Source organism: Pseudoalteromonas sp. bablab_jr010 (assembly GCF_016464105.1).
Taxonomy (GTDB): Bacteria; Pseudomonadota; Gammaproteobacteria; order Enterobacterales; family Alteromonadaceae; genus Pseudoalteromonas; species Pseudoalteromonas simplex.
This window is the reverse complement of sequence record NZ_JACDWV010000148.1, coordinates 336,605-350,524: the sequence shown is the minus strand read 5'-3', so window position 1 is coordinate 350,524 and position 13,920 is coordinate 336,605. Positions and strand designations below refer to the sequence as shown.

At 40.6% G+C, this 13,920-nt stretch carries 11 protein-coding genes; 4 read left to right on the top strand and 7 right to left on the bottom strand.

The genetic code is table 11. From position 1 onward, the window contains the following. Nucleotides 1–63: 63 nt before the first annotated feature. Complete coding sequence (locus tag JIG37_RS14985; RefSeq protein ID WP_054551471.1) at nt 64–2,286, bottom strand: NADP-dependent isocitrate dehydrogenase; 2,223 nt, start codon at nt 2,284–2,286, stop codon at nt 64–66. Between the two features lie 433 nt (nt 2,287–2,719). Next, complete coding sequence (gene cspD / locus JIG37_RS14980) at nt 2,720–2,935, bottom strand: cold shock domain-containing protein CspD (protein ID WP_036968098.1); 216 nt, start codon at nt 2,933–2,935, stop codon at nt 2,720–2,722. Nucleotides 2,936–3,144: 209 nt separating this feature from the next. Here cspD and clpS point away from each other — a divergent pair, with 209 nt between their 5' ends. Continuing rightward, nucleotides 3,145–3,453: an ATP-dependent Clp protease adapter ClpS gene (gene clpS / locus JIG37_RS14975; RefSeq protein ID WP_161804337.1), complete on the top strand. Its 309-nt coding sequence runs from the start codon at nt 3,145–3,147 to the stop codon at nt 3,451–3,453. A gap of 71 nt (nt 3,454–3,524) precedes the next feature. Next, on the top strand, nt 3,525–5,789 hold the full coding sequence (gene clpA / locus JIG37_RS14970) for an ATP-dependent Clp protease ATP-binding subunit ClpA (RefSeq protein ID WP_054561665.1): 2,265 nt from the start codon (nt 3,525–3,527) through the stop codon (nt 5,787–5,789). 171 nt (nt 5,790–5,960) lie between these two features. Here clpA and infA read toward each other — a convergent pair whose 3' ends face one another. From infA to trxB, 4 genes are all read right to left on the bottom strand, one after another. Next, nucleotides 5,961–6,179: a translation initiation factor IF-1 gene (infA, locus tag JIG37_RS14965; protein WP_002962494.1), complete on the bottom strand. Its 219-nt coding sequence runs from the start codon at nt 6,177–6,179 to the stop codon at nt 5,961–5,963. Between the two features lie 90 nt (nt 6,180–6,269). Continuing rightward, entirely contained in the window at nt 6,270–6,974 is a 705-nt protein-coding gene (locus JIG37_RS14960; RefSeq protein WP_054551468.1) for an arginyltransferase, read from the bottom strand. Beyond that, entirely contained in the window at nt 6,967–7,683 is a 717-nt protein-coding gene (aat, locus tag JIG37_RS14955) for a leucyl/phenylalanyl-tRNA--protein transferase (RefSeq protein ID WP_199529722.1), read from the bottom strand. The genes JIG37_RS14960 and aat overlap by 8 nt, the downstream gene beginning before the upstream one ends. 105 nt (nt 7,684–7,788) lie before the next feature. Continuing rightward, nucleotides 7,789–8,739 carry a thioredoxin-disulfide reductase gene (gene trxB, locus JIG37_RS14950; protein WP_054551466.1) on the bottom strand — a complete coding sequence of 317 codons (951 nt, stop codon included), beginning with the start codon at nt 8,737–8,739 and terminating at the stop codon, nt 7,789–7,791. 288 nt (nt 8,740–9,027) lie between these two features. Between trxB and pssA the strand changes: the two genes are divergently transcribed. After that, entirely contained in the window at nt 9,028–10,353 is a 1,326-nt protein-coding gene (gene pssA, locus JIG37_RS14945) for a CDP-diacylglycerol--serine O-phosphatidyltransferase (RefSeq protein WP_199529721.1), read from the top strand. Nucleotides 10,354–10,413: 60 nt separating this feature from the next. Here the strand turns inward: pssA and JIG37_RS14940 are convergent, their stop codons facing one another. Next, on the bottom strand, nt 10,414–11,157 hold the full coding sequence (locus JIG37_RS14940; RefSeq protein ID WP_054562005.1) for a YciK family oxidoreductase: 744 nt from the start codon (nt 11,155–11,157) through the stop codon (nt 10,414–10,416). Nucleotides 11,158–11,385: 228 nt separating this feature from the next. Here JIG37_RS14940 and JIG37_RS14935 point away from each other — a divergent pair, with 228 nt between their 5' ends. Continuing rightward, complete coding sequence (locus tag JIG37_RS14935) at nt 11,386–13,818, top strand: VolA/Pla-1 family phospholipase (protein WP_199529720.1); 2,433 nt, start codon at nt 11,386–11,388, stop codon at nt 13,816–13,818. The last annotated feature ends 102 nt before the right edge of the window (nt 13,819–13,920 follow it).

Genomic DNA, 13,920 nt, shown 5'->3' with positions numbered 1-13,920 from the left:
GATCAGAGTCCAATAAAAAGGGTTATCAAATTGATAACCCTTTTTCGTAAGCTTAGTTTGAGATTAAACTAACTTTGCTAATATATCATTAAATGTAGAGCTTGGGCGCATCGCTTTGAATGCTAACTCATCATTTGGTTGGAAGTAACCACCAACACTCATAGCAGGACCTTGTGCATCGTTTAATTCAGCAACGATTTGATCTTTTTGAGACTCAAGATCAGCAGCAATTTGCGTGAACTGTGCTTTTAATTCCGCGTCATCATTTTGTGCAGCAAGTTCTTGTGCCCAGAATAATGAAAGGAAGAAGTGCGAACCACGGTTATCAATCTCTTTGACTTTACGTGAAGGTGATTTGTTTTCCGCTAGGAAAGTACCTGTCGCTTTATCAAGCGTATCAGCAAGAACTTGTGCTTTCTTATTACCAGCATTAACTGCTAAGTGCTCTAAAGAAGCTGCTAGTGCTAAGAATTCACCTAATGAATCCCAACGTAAGTGGTTTTCTTTTTCGAATTGTTGAACGTGCTTAGGCGCAGAACCACCGGCACCTGTTTCGAATAAACCACCACCATTCATAAGTGGTACGATTGAAAGCATTTTAGCACTTGTACCAAGCTCAAGGATTGGGAATAAGTCAGTTAGGTAGTCACGTAGTACGTTACCAGTTACTGAAATAGTGTCTTTACCTTCTTTGATGCGCTCTAAAGAGAATTTAGTTGCTTCAACAGGTGCTAAAATGTGGATTTCAAGACCATCAGTATCGTGGTTTGGCAGATACGCGTTTACTTTTTTGATTAACTCAGCATCGTGAGCACGGTTTTCGTCTAACCAGAAAACTGCTGGCGTGCTCGTTGCGCGAGCACGGTTAACAGCAAGTTTAACCCAATCTTGAATTGGTGCATCTTTAACCTGACACATACGCCAGATATCGCCTTGCTCAACAGCATGCTCAAGTAAAGTTGTACCAGCTGTGTCTACAACACGGATTGTACCAGCTGCTGCTACTTCGAACGTTTTGTCATGTGAACCGTACTCTTCAGCTTTTTGAGCCATAAGACCAACGTTAGGTACGCTACCCATAGTAGTTGGATCGAATGCACCGTTTTCTTTACAGAAATCGATAGTTGCTTGGTAAACACCTGAGTAACAACGATCTGGAATGACAAAGCTAGTGTCTTGTAATTTACCTTCGCTATTCCACATTTGGCCGCTAGAACGGATTGCAGCAGGCATTGATGCATCGATGATCACATCACTTGGTACGTGAAGGTTCGTGATACCACGGTCAGAATCAACCATTGCAATAGCAGGGTTGTTGTCGTATACCGCTTGGATATCCGCTTCGATTTCAGCTTTTTTAGCTGCATCTAGGCTTTCGATTTTTGAGAATACATCACCAAAGCCGTTGTTTACGTCAACATCTAGCTCTTTGAAAAGATCAGCGTGTTTTGTGAAAACGTCTTTGAAGAAAACTTTTACAGCGTGACCGAAGATGATTGGGTCAGACACTTTCATCATCGTTGCTTTCATATGTAATGAGAACAACACGCCTTTGTCTTTTGCTGCTTGAATTTCTTTTGCAAGGAAAGCTTGAAGCTTAGCAGCACTCATTCGCGAAGCGTCAATTACTTCACCTGCTAGTAATGGTGTGCTTGCTTTAAGAACTGTGATATCACCATTTTCAGCAACATGCTCGATACGTACGTCAGTTGCTTGTTCAACAGTGACTGATTGCTCTGAACCGAAGAAGTCACCGTCTTCCATGCTAGCAACGTAAGACTTTGAATCTTTGCTCCATGCGCCCATTGAGTGTGGATTGTTACGCGCATATTCTTTTACTGAACCAGGAGCACGACGGTCAGAGTTACCTTCACGAAGTACAGGGTTTACAGCAGAACCTTTGATTTTGTCGTAAGTTGCTTTAACTTTCTTTTCTTCATCAGTTTTTGGCTCTGAAGGGTAGTCAGGTAGTGCGTAACCTTTTTCTTGTAACTCTTTGATTACTGCACGTAGCTGAGGGATAGAAGCACTGATATTGGGTAGTTTGATAATGTTAGCTTCAGGTGTTTTAGCCATTTCACCTAATTCTGCAAGTGCATCATCAATACGTTGATCTTCAGTTAAGTACTCAGGGAAGTTTGCAATTACACGACCCGCTAATGAAATATCGCGAGTTTCAACTTCAACACCAGCAGCGTTTGTATACGCTTGGATGATTGGTAACAATGAATACGTCGCAAGAGCTGGCGCTTCATCTGTTTTAGTATAGATAATTTTTGATGTCATCATCATTCCTAGATAGTTGGCGTAATGTTTGGTAATGACTGCTAACAGTAACCCTTAATTAGCCATATTCAACAATGCAATAGATAGCTTTGAATTACCAAGCTTTAGGTACCTTGATAAAACAACAGCAAGCAGTCTGTTAGCTGTTGCCACTCAATACAAAGTATTAAAATAACCACAGCTGACAGACTGTAAAATTCTTATAGCTCAAATAAGCAAATCATGAAATTAGCCAAAAGCCTTACGTCAAAATGACGAAAAAGCTAAATTTAAGCAACAAGAGTGTAACAAGCTTGGCTCTAAAGGGCTAATAACAATTAATCAATTGGGGTAAACAAATGGAATTTCAAGGTAAGTGTAAGGATAAATTTTAGTGGAAGAGTAAGCGAGGAACTTAACAAGGTCGCTCGCTTGATACTCGAATAGGTTTTACCTAAGAGATTTCATCGTTAGGCGCAATATTCGTTGCGTGCAACCCTTTTGGACCTTGTTGCAATTCGAATGTTACATCTTGACCAGCTTTAAGTGTTTTATAACCGTCCATTACAATCGTTGAGTAATGAGCGAAGATATCAGTCTCGCTGCCGTCTTCTACGATGAAGCCAAAACCTTTGGCATTGTTGAACCATTTGACTTTTCCACAAGCCATACTTCTACATCCTTCTATAAGTTGACTAATTTAGTTATTCTAAACCGTGTAATTTGCTAGACTGACTAATGATTAATCAATCTATATTTGACTGTAGTTTATTTAGCCAGTCAGTCAAGTGTTTTAGACTATTTTTTAACAATTTATTTATTTTTTTATTCAAGTTTGCTTGAGTTCTAAAGACAAGACTATATTTAATTATGAGTGGCATGAAAGATTCTGGTGTTATTGAAACGGTTCGCGATAGTGAAAAGCAAAAATTGCAACCACCGCGAAAATATAAGGTCATTTTAAATAATGATGATTACACGCCTATGGACTTTGTGATAGAAGTACTAATGACGTTTTTTAATATGGATAGCGATAGAGCAACAGATGTGATGCTTCAAGTTCATCATAATGGTAAAGCGATATGCGGTGTTTACAGCGCCGATGTAGCTCATACCAAAGCTGAACAAGTTAATCGTTACGCACGAGACAACGAGCATCCACTGCTATGTAGTTGTGAGCAGGAATAAATACCAAGGTAGGGTGAACTAATTAGCCCGTCACAACGGTATATAAATATTATCTCAGTAAGGGGTTGCCAATGCTAAACAAAGACTTAGAACTAACCTTAAATGCGGCGTTTCGCGAAGCGAGAACACGTCGTCATGAATTTATGACCGTCGAGCATCTTTTACTTGCACTGCTCGATAACCCTTCTGCTGGGGAAGCGCTTAACGCCTGCGGCGTAGATATGGGCGCATTAAAAGTCGAATTATCAGATTTTATTGACGAAACAACACCGGTTATTCCTGATCTTGAGGAAGACAGAGAAACACAACCGACGTTAGGTTTTCAGCGTGTATTACAGCGCGCTGTATTTCACGTGCAGTCATCAGGCAAAAACGAAGTTACTGGCGTGAATGTGCTAGTGGCAATTTTTTCTGAACAAGAGAGCCAAGCAGTTTATTTACTTAAAAAATCAGATGTTAATCGTTTGGATATTGTTAACTTTATTTCGCATGGTATTTCTAAAACAGATGACGACATTGGCGGTGAAGATCACGATGACATTCATGAAGAAGTGCAAGAAGTGCAAGGTGAAGAGCCAACTAAGCTTGAAAACTTCACGACCAACCTGAATCAACAGGCCATTGATGGCAATATTGACCCATTAGTGGGCCGCGACAACGAAGTTGAACGCACAGTACAAGTGTTATGTCGTCGTAAGAAAAATAACCCGCTATTGGTTGGTGAAGCAGGGGTGGGTAAAACAGCCATAGCTGAAGGCCTAGCTTATCGTATTGTAAACAAAGAAGTACCTGAAGTGATTGCCGATGCAGTGGTCTACTCACTCGACATGGGCGCGTTATTAGCGGGTACTAAATACCGTGGCGACTTCGAAAAACGTTTCAAATCGCTACTTAAAGAGTTACAGGCTAAACCAGGTTCAATTTTATTTATTGATGAAATTCATACCATCATTGGCGCCGGTGCAGCATCGGGCGGGGTAATGGATGCATCGAACCTAATCAAACCGCTACTTTCAAGTGGTAAACTGCGCTGCATGGGCTCGACTACTTATAATGAGTTCAAGAATATCTTTGAAAAAGACCGTGCGCTAGTACGTCGTTTCCAAAAAATTGATGTGCTTGAACCAAGTGTGGCTGATACCACGAAGATTCTTAACGGCTTAAAAGAGCGTTACGAAGAGCACCATGGTATTCGTTACACACAAAAAGCATTGAAAGCAGCTGCAGAACTTAGTGCTAAATACATAAATGAACGTCACTTACCAGACAAGGCTATTGATGTTATTGATGAGGCTGGTGCTAATCAACGTTTACAGCCAGTTTCTAAACGTAAGAAAACAATTGGCGTGGCTGATATCGAGCTAATTGTATCTAAGATGGCGCGTATCCCTCAGCAAAGCGTTTCGTCAAGCGATAAAGAAACACTTAAAAACCTTGATCGTAACCTGAAGATGCTAGTGTTTGGTCAAGACCAATCAATCGATGCGTTGACTTCAGCAATTCGCTTATCACGCTCAGGTCTTGCTAACGAAGATAAACCAGTGGGTTCGTTCTTATTTGCAGGCCCAACAGGAGTTGGTAAAACAGAAGTTACTAAGCAGCTTGCTAAGTGTATGGGTGTTGAGTTTATTCGTTTTGATATGTCTGAATATGTTGAACGTCATGCGGTCAGTCGTCTAATTGGTGCACCTCCTGGCTATGTAGGTTTTGAGCAAGGTGGTTTATTAACTGAAGCGGTAATTAAAAATCCGCATGCAGTTGTACTACTAGACGAAATTGAAAAAGCACATTCAGATATTTACAACATTCTACTGCAAGTAATGGATCACGGTACACTTACTGATAATAACGGTCGTAAAGCCGATTTCAGAAATGTAGTATTGGTGATGACGACGAATGCGGGTGTTCAAGAGACTGTACGTAAGTCAATTGGCTTTACTGAGCAAGACCATTCTCATGATGCGATGAGTGAAATCAACAAAGTGTTTTCACCTGAGTTTAGAAACCGTTTAGATAACATCATTTGGTTTAATCACCTTGAGAAAGAGATTATCTTGCAAGTGGTTGATAAGTTCATTGTTGAGTTACAAGCGCAACTTGATAAGAAGTCGGTTAATCTTGAGCTTACATCCAAAGCAAGAGAGTGGTTGGCAGATAAAGGTTACGATAAAGCAATGGGGGCACGTCCGATGGCACGTGTTATCCAAGATGAGCTTAAAAAGCCGCTGGCAAATGCAATCTTGTTTGGTGAGCTAGCCGATGGTGGTTCAGTCAAGGTTTCGGTTAAGGACAAGAAAATCCACTTTGACTTTGAGACTAGCTTAGAAACGGCTTAATTTATCAAGCTGAAACAAAAAGCCCAGCAATTGCTGGGCTTTTTGTTTATTAAATGGAATTAAAACTAAGTTAGTTTGAACACCATTTAACAAACGCTTTTAGCTCTTTGTAATAAACACACCTGCTCATTCAAAGCAGCAAAAAGCTAAATCTCTCGTTAACGCACTAACTTAGCGAGCACGGAATACGATGCGACCTTTCGATAAATCGTAAGGAGTCATTTCTACGGTTACTTTGTCACCAGTTAAGATGCGGATGTAGTTTTTGCGCATTTTACCAGAGATATGAGCCACAACAACGTGACCATTTTCTAGCTCAACTCGGAACATTGTATTTGGTAAAGTATCAAGGACCGTACCTTGCATTTCGATTACGTCTTCTTTCGCCATGTTTAGCGTAACACCTCTTTAATAGTTAAACGCTGCAGATTTTGCCGAAAATACTGCAATAAGTAAAGCTACAGGGCTCAATTTTGTAAATTAAATCGCCAACCACTCGTCGCCAATGTGCTTTTGTGCAGGCAAAAATTGGGTTTTATATTTCATTTTAGTGCATTCGTCGATTTGGTAGCCTAAATAGACAAATTGTTTTGCTTGTTGTTTTGCAAATTTAATTTGTTCCATGATCATGATGCTACCGATACTGTATTGCTCATAGTCGGGATCAAAAAAGGTATAAATCGCTGATAGGGCATTGGTCATACAGTCGGTTACCGCAACGGCAACTAACTTATCGCCATCTCTTAACTCTATAAATGTAACGGGTAGCCACTGGCAAAACAAAAAGCTTTCGTACTGACTTTGGTCAGGCGGAAACATTGAACCATCTTGATGTCTTTGCGTGATGTATTTGCAATATAACGGGTAGTATTCTGCGCGTTCGTACTCACTATAACTGACCGTGAAAACCTTATTTGCTTTATTTAATTTGCGCTTTTGCGATTTTGAAGGAGTAAATTGTTGGGCTAAAACGCGCACTGAATTACAAGCATTACAAATAGGGCAATGTGGACGATAGATTTGGTCGCCACTGCGTCTAAAGCCTAATGCTAATAATTGTTCAAATTTATCAGGGCAATAACAACTCGGATCAAGTATAACAAGTAGTTGTTCCTGACGGTCGGGTAAATAACTGCAATCAAATTGCTGGCTTAAACCAAGCCTAGCGGGTAAGTGCTCAGTCATAAATATTAATCAACTCTTGTGGTTGCCACATATCTTTTTTAGGCACATAACTGTGTGCTAATTTAAGTCTAGTTAAAAATTCTCTACGTGGGATAACTTTTGCACCTAAAGTGATTAAATAAGGGTTTTCTAGTTGGCAATCAATAAAATGGGCTTGATGTTTGTTAAGCCAATTTACTAATGCCCACATCGCCAGTTTCGAACCATTACTGACTTGATGGAACATTGATTCACCACAAAAAATACCGTTTTGCATAATGCCATAGAGGCCAGCTACCAGTTCATCTTCATGCCAAATCTCAAGACTGTGTGCTAACCCCTGATGGTGCGCTTCAATATAGGCATGCATCATTTGCTCTGTGATCCAGGTACCTTCAGCATCGATACGTTGCTCACGGCAAGCATTGATAACATGGGCAAATGCGTGATTAATGGTGACACGCACAGGAAAACGCTTTAAATGCTTTTTTAAGCTACGACTGACATGAAATTCATTTAGCTCAACAACGCCGCGCATGCTAGGTGACCACCACATGATGGGCTCATAGTCACTAAACCAAGGAAAAACACCTGTGTTATAGGCATTTTTAATGCGTTCAACTGATAAGTCACCGCCAATTGCTAGCAGGCCATCGGGCTCATCAAGAGCGAGTTCTGGGTCTGGAAAATCAACAGTCTCGGGCGAGAGTTGGTACAGTTGCTTGATCATATCAGCTTGTCGTTGTTCTTTGTTCTGATTTTAACAAAATTTTAGCTATAAAAAAGGGGCTGTTTTACAACAGCCCCCAGTATTTAGTGCTTTAGATCAACTAATTTATAGGTTATCTAAAAAGCGCTCAGCATCAAGTGCAGCCATACAGCCAGTACCAGCTGATGTGATTGCTTGGCGATAAATGTGATCAGACACGTCACCTGCAGCAAATACACCTGGTACACTTGTTTGTGTTGCGTTACCGTTTAAACCAGATTGAACGACTAAATAGCCGTCTTTCATTTCTAGCTGACCTTCAAACATGTCAGTGTTTGGCTTGTGGCCAATTGCAATGAATACACCGGCAAGATCTAAGTTTTCTGTTTCTTCAGAATCAGTTGCTTTAATACGGATGCCAGTAACGCCCATTTCATCACCAAGCACTTCATCTAATGTGCGGTTGTAATGTAAAACAACGTTACCGTTTTCAGCTTTTTCTTTTAAACGATCAGCTAAGATCTTCTCACTGCGGAAGCTGTCACGACGGTGGATAACGTGAACTTCATCAGCAATATTTGATAAGTAAAGTGCTTCTTCAACAGCAGTGTTACCACCGCCTACAACCGCTACTTTTTGACCACGGTAGAAGAAACCATCACAGGTTGCGCAAGCAGAAACACCACGACCTTGGAAGTTAGTTTCTGATTCTAAACCTAAGTATTTAGCTGACGCGCCAGTTGCAATAATTAATGCATCACATGTATATGTGCCAGAGTCACCAGTTAAAGTGAAAGGGCGTTTTGAAACATCAACTTTATTAATGTGATCAAAAACGATTTCAGTTTCGAAACGTTCAGCATGCTCTTTCATACGGTCCATTAATGCAGGACCTGTTAAACCGTGTGCATCGCCAGGCCAGTTTTCAACTTCAGTAGTTGTCGTTAATTGACCACCTTGCTGAATACCAGTGATAAGAACAGGGTTAAGGTTAGCACGGGCTGCGTATACCGCTGCCGTGTAGCCCGCAGGGCCAGAACCTAAGATTAATAGTTTACAGTGTTTTGCGTCACTCATGGTTTTTCCTAAAAACGTTTCAATACGATGTCTATGCGCCCGATTCTAAGAAAAACAAGGCGGAAGTAAACAAAAGCCCCGATTATTTTTTTAGTCAAATTGCGAAGCTGTCAAATAATCCTTACTTAATGCAATTTAAACACCTATTTTTGTTCATAAAATAGGCTAATTACAAATTGTTCTGTGATCAAAGTACGGTAATTCATGACCAAGCAATTTTTTTTTGGTATGTTTTAGCTAATTTTGATATTAGCTCATGGTATGAGCTAACTAAACTAACAGGCAATTATGGTATTTTGGCAGGAAAAGCCCGCTTTTGGGCTGACTACAGAAGACGTACAGGTCTTAACCAATGCAAAAGAGTATCGCACTGAACTATTGCGTTTAATTGGTTCAGCGAAAAAAAGAATTTATATTACTGCTTTGTATTTGCAAGATGATGAAGCAGGACGAGAAATATTGACTGCCTTACATCAGGCATCACTTGCTAATCCTGAGTTAGAAGTAAAAGTACTCGTTGATTTTCACCGAGCTCAACGTGGTTTAATTGGTGCAGCTAAGTCTGATGGCAATGCCAGCATGTATTGTGATTTTCAAGAGCAGTATCAATCAAATGTGAAAGTACATGGTGTTCCGGTAAAAGCCAAAGAGCTTTTCGGGGTACTGCATTTAAAAGGTTTTGTGATTGACGACACATTATTATACAGCGGCGCAAGCTTAAATAATGTATATCTTCAGCAAGATGACCGTTATCGTTTAGACCGTTACTTCTTAGTTCACCAAGCTGGATTATGTAATTCGGTCATCGAATTTATAGAAACACATCTGTTAAGCTCAGTTGCCGTACCGCGAATTGATATGCGCCCACTGATACAATTTAATGATATTAAAGTGGCGCAAAAGCAATTGATGCGTGAACTTAAATCTGCAAGTTATGAAAGCGCTGCAGAAGCCAGTGCCGGTGAGTTGGGTGTGCGTTTATTTTTAGGTTTAGGGCGAAGAAGTAATAAGCTGAACCGTTTAATTAAATCGTTATTCGATACCACTGAGCAAGAGCTCGTTCTTTATACCCCTTACTTTAACTTTCCTGCACCATTAATGCGTTCATTACGCCGTTTATTAAAGCAAGGTAAGCAGGTAACTATTGTGGTAGGGGATAAAACTGCCAATGACTTTTATCTGCCGCCAAGTGAGCCGTTTAGTAAGATTGGTGCATTACCTTATTTATACGAAACCATTTTGTATAAGTTTTTAAAGTCACAAAAACGCCACATCAGTAATGGTAATTTGAATGTTTACCTTTGGAAGCACGAGAGTAACTCGTTCCACTTGAAGGGGATTTGTTCGGATAAGCGATTACACTTATTAAGTGGTCACAATTTAAATCCACGGGCATGGGGCTTAGATATCGAAAATGGTATTTTAATTGACGACCCTAAGCGGCATATCCTTGAACAAATAGAAAACGAAAAACAAGCTATATTAAAGCACTGTCGACGTTTAACAGGCCCACAAGACTTAGAAACGATGAATGACTATCCTGCGCCGGTTAAAAAGCTATTGGGGCAGGCTAAACGTGTAAAAGTTGATTTTATTATCAAACGCTTCATTTAAGCGAAAAATTAAAAAAGCAGCGAAAGCTGCTTTTTTTGTGTCTAGATATTAGTTTCGGGCTTATTTTTGTTGAGCATCTAAAGACTGACCATTCACTTCTTTAGAGTCGTCGCTCATCAAGTATAAATAAGTTGGCATTAAATCTTCGGGTGTTGCTAACTTATCCCTATCTTCACCAGGGTATGCAGATGCACGCATTGATGTGCGGGTAGCGCCAGGATTGATACAGTTTACGCGAATATTGGTTTTACCCACTTCACAAGCCCACGTTTGCATCATGCCCTCTACAGCAAACTTTGAGATAGCATACGCACCCCAGTGTTCGCGGCCTTGTCGACCCACCCCAGATGAAGTAAAAATAACAGATGCACTGTCAGATTTTCGAAGCAGAGGGAACATAAATTTAGTGATCATAGCTTGTGCAGTTACATTCACTTTCATGATGTTTTCAAATGTTGATACACAGAAGTGCTCAAGTGGACCTAATGAACCTAAAATACCTGCATTATTAAGTAAGCCGTCTAACTTACCGAACTGCATTTCGATGGTTGCAGCTAAGTCACGGTAGTTTTGCTTTGTGGCACCTTTTAAATCCATTGGCACAATAGCCGGTTGTGGATAGCCAGCGTTTACAATTTCATCGTAAACACATTCAAGCTTATTGGTTGTTTTTCCGAGTAAAATAACAGTGGCACCATGCTTAGCATAAGTTAGTGCGGCAACACGACCAATGCCGTCACCAGCACCTGTTATTAAAATTACTTTGTCTTTTAGCGCATTCTCTGCGGCTTTATAAGTATGCATAAACGTACCATCGATTAAGTTTTTTACTATTTTACCATAGCAAAAAGCCAAGTTATCGAATTTATTGCAAATTAAGGTGGCGAAAATTGAAACTTTACGTTAAGTTTAACTGGTCTAATGTCTCATTAATAACCTAATTACATTAAATTAACTTAGAATGAAGGTAGTAGAACCACTACTTTTAACTTTGAACACACAATAACAATAAGATTTGCGCGGAGCGAAATTATGAAAAAACTGCTACTCTCACTAGCCATTGCGTCAGCCATTACTGGCTGTGGTGGAGGAGAAACATTAGAAGATGTAAAAAATGATAATCCTCCTGTTCTCCCAACCGCGACAGTAAAATTTGACCCAGCGAATAGTGTTATCTCAGTGCCGAATGATTTACTTATGAGTGGTACGCTTGATGGTACTTTAAATATGCCGGGTGAATTAGACGACGACAATGTTAGTGTTGACCGTGCGGCCTATGCTGATCCACAACTTGCACTTGGTGCGCTTGATGGTTGGTCTACGCAAACTCCGTTTAAAATTGACTTAACTTTTCCTTCGGGTATCTCTCTTGATATGACATCTGCTGCTTCACCAGGCGCTGTGCGTATTTTTGAAGTTGTTATGGGTGCAAGCCAAACAGACGAAACCTGTTCACAAGTACCAGCTGGTATCGCTTGTAAATTAGTGTCTGAACTTACTTTCGGTGTTGACTTTATCACACAAGGTTCTGGTGATGCGGTTGCTGTGATCCCACTTAAGCCATTTAAAGCTGGCAGCACTTACATTAATGTTTTGACAACGTCATTAATGGACTCAGAAGGGCGCTCAATTGAGCCTTCTTCAACTTATGCACTCGTGAGCGAGGAAGCAACACTTATTACCGACTCACAAAAGTCACTTCAAGCGGTTATCAATAGCTATGAAAACGCAGTGACATCAGGTGGTGCAATCACAAAAGATGAAATCATTTACTCAGCAGCGATGACAATGCAATCAGCAGGTCAAGTGCTTGGAACAGTTAAGCAGCTTCTTGCTGCAAGTTTAACCCAAGATGCACTACCGACGCCTATGGTGCAAATTCCTGATCAACCCGTTATTACCGTTGAGCAAGTATTTGCATCACAAGGTATTACTGGTGTGTCACCTGTGTTTGGTGGTGTGCAGTATCAAAAAGGTAGCGTAATGTTACCTATGTATTTAGCTACACCAACTGGCACAACGGTTGATGATTTATCTGCGACTTACTGGCAAGGTTTATGTGATAGCGGTGTTGCGGTACTAGGTTATGCAGCCGCAGCGGGTGATTCATTCCCAACAGACCCTATTAGCGAAACTGATGGCCTGTGTATGGCGTTAAGTGAAGGCAAGTTACGTGATTTAGGTTTAGACCAAACTAAACACTTAACTAAGTACAACACAATTCCAAAAACACAAAGTATTGCTAATGTGCCAGTACAAATTACTAAACCAATTTTACCTGTAATTAATGCAGTGCGAGCTCAGCTCGGCTTAGACGCATTGAGCATGCCTGAGACAGGCTGGCCAGTTGTTATCCTTCAGCACGGCATTACTTCTAAAAAAGAAGATATGTTAGCCATTACTGCACAATTAACACTGCAAGGCTTTGCAACAGCTGCAATCGATCATCCTATGCATGGTGAGCGTGGTGTAGATGTAGATGGCGACGGTACTGACGACTTTAATGCCTCTACTGGTTCGGTATTAAGCTATATGAACTTACAGTCATTATTAGTAGCCCGTGATAGCTTACGTCAATCAGTTGCTGATTTACTTGGTTTACGTTTGGGTCTTAACTTTACCGGTGCTGCTGATTTAAATGCGCAAGATGTATCATTCTTAGGTCATTCATTAGGCTCGGTAGTTGCCCCAGCATTTGTTGCTGTTACTAATGCACCGCTAGCTGACCAAGTTGATCCAATGTTCAACGTTAAAAGCGTAGCACTTGCCAGTGGCGGCGGTGGTATCGCAAGTTTCTTAATTGAGTCAAATACATTTGGCCCATTTGTTCAAGGCTCTGTATTACTTGCAGCCGGTACAGCTGAATCTGCTGAGTTTGGTGCTTATGCTCAAAATGAAGCGTTATCAAACTGTGGTGCACTTGCAGCTAATCAAACAGCTTTCGTTACTTGTGCTTATAAAGAGTATGTTGGTTCACTAACAGTGGCAGGCGAAACAGAAAAACTAGCAAACATTCAAAGTGTGGTTACTCAATTTGCTTTTGCTGCACAAACAGCACTTGATAGTGGTGACCCGTCAAATTATGCAGCCTCTGTTGCAGCGCTTGGCACGCCAGTGTACATGAGTGTAGTGGTTGGCGATGGTGCTAACAACAATGCTGATATGGTTATTCCACCAATGGTGGCGAGCAACCCAATTGCTGGTAGCTTACCTCTTGCTAATCTAATGGGCTTATCAACTGTAGCAGAAACTCAAGGCCCGACTGCTGATGCAATGAGCTATGTGGTTAAATTCACGAAAGGCCATCACAGCTCTGTATTATCACCTGCAGCGACAGAAGATTCAGGTGCTACTGCTGAAGAAAGTGCAGCAGCAACTACAGAAATGCAATTACAAATCGCGACTTTCTTAGCAAGTCGTGGGCAGTATCTTCAAGTTACAAATACAGAAGTTGTTACTGAATAATTAAATGCTATTAATTACGTAATAACCAATTAAGTAAAAAGCCACATCATGTGGCTTTTTTTTGCTTTAAAGCGTGGTAAATTGTGCCGAAGTATTAGTAAA

Coding starts and splice junctions, on each gene's coding strand:
- JIG37_RS14985 (WP_054551471.1), bottom strand. CDS start 2,286: ATGACATCAAAAATTATCTATACTAAAACAGATGAAGCGCCAGCTCTT.
- cspD (WP_036968098.1), bottom strand. CDS start 2,935: ATGGCTTGTGGAAAAGTCAAATGGTTCAACAATGCCAAAGGTTTTGGC.
- clpS (WP_161804337.1), top strand. CDS start 3,145: ATGAAAGATTCTGGTGTTATTGAAACGGTTCGCGATAGTGAAAAGCAA.
- clpA (WP_054561665.1), top strand. CDS start 3,525: ATGCTAAACAAAGACTTAGAACTAACCTTAAATGCGGCGTTTCGCGAA.
- infA (WP_002962494.1), bottom strand. CDS start 6,179: ATGGCGAAAGAAGACGTAATCGAAATGCAAGGTACGGTCCTTGATACT.
- JIG37_RS14960 (WP_054551468.1), bottom strand. CDS start 6,974: ATGACTGAGCACTTACCCGCTAGGCTTGGTTTAAGCCAGCAATTTGAT.
- aat (WP_199529722.1), bottom strand. CDS start 7,683: ATGATCAAGCAACTGTACCAACTCTCGCCCGAGACTGTTGATTTTCCA.
- trxB (WP_054551466.1), bottom strand. CDS start 8,739: ATGAGTGACGCAAAACACTGTAAACTATTAATCTTAGGTTCTGGCCCT.
- pssA (WP_199529721.1), top strand. CDS start 9,028: ATGGTATTTTGGCAGGAAAAGCCCGCTTTTGGGCTGACTACAGAAGAC.
- JIG37_RS14940 (WP_054562005.1), bottom strand. CDS start 11,157: ATGCATACTTATAAAGCCGCAGAGAATGCGCTAAAAGACAAAGTAATT.
- JIG37_RS14935 (WP_199529720.1), top strand. CDS start 11,386: ATGAAAAAACTGCTACTCTCACTAGCCATTGCGTCAGCCATTACTGGC.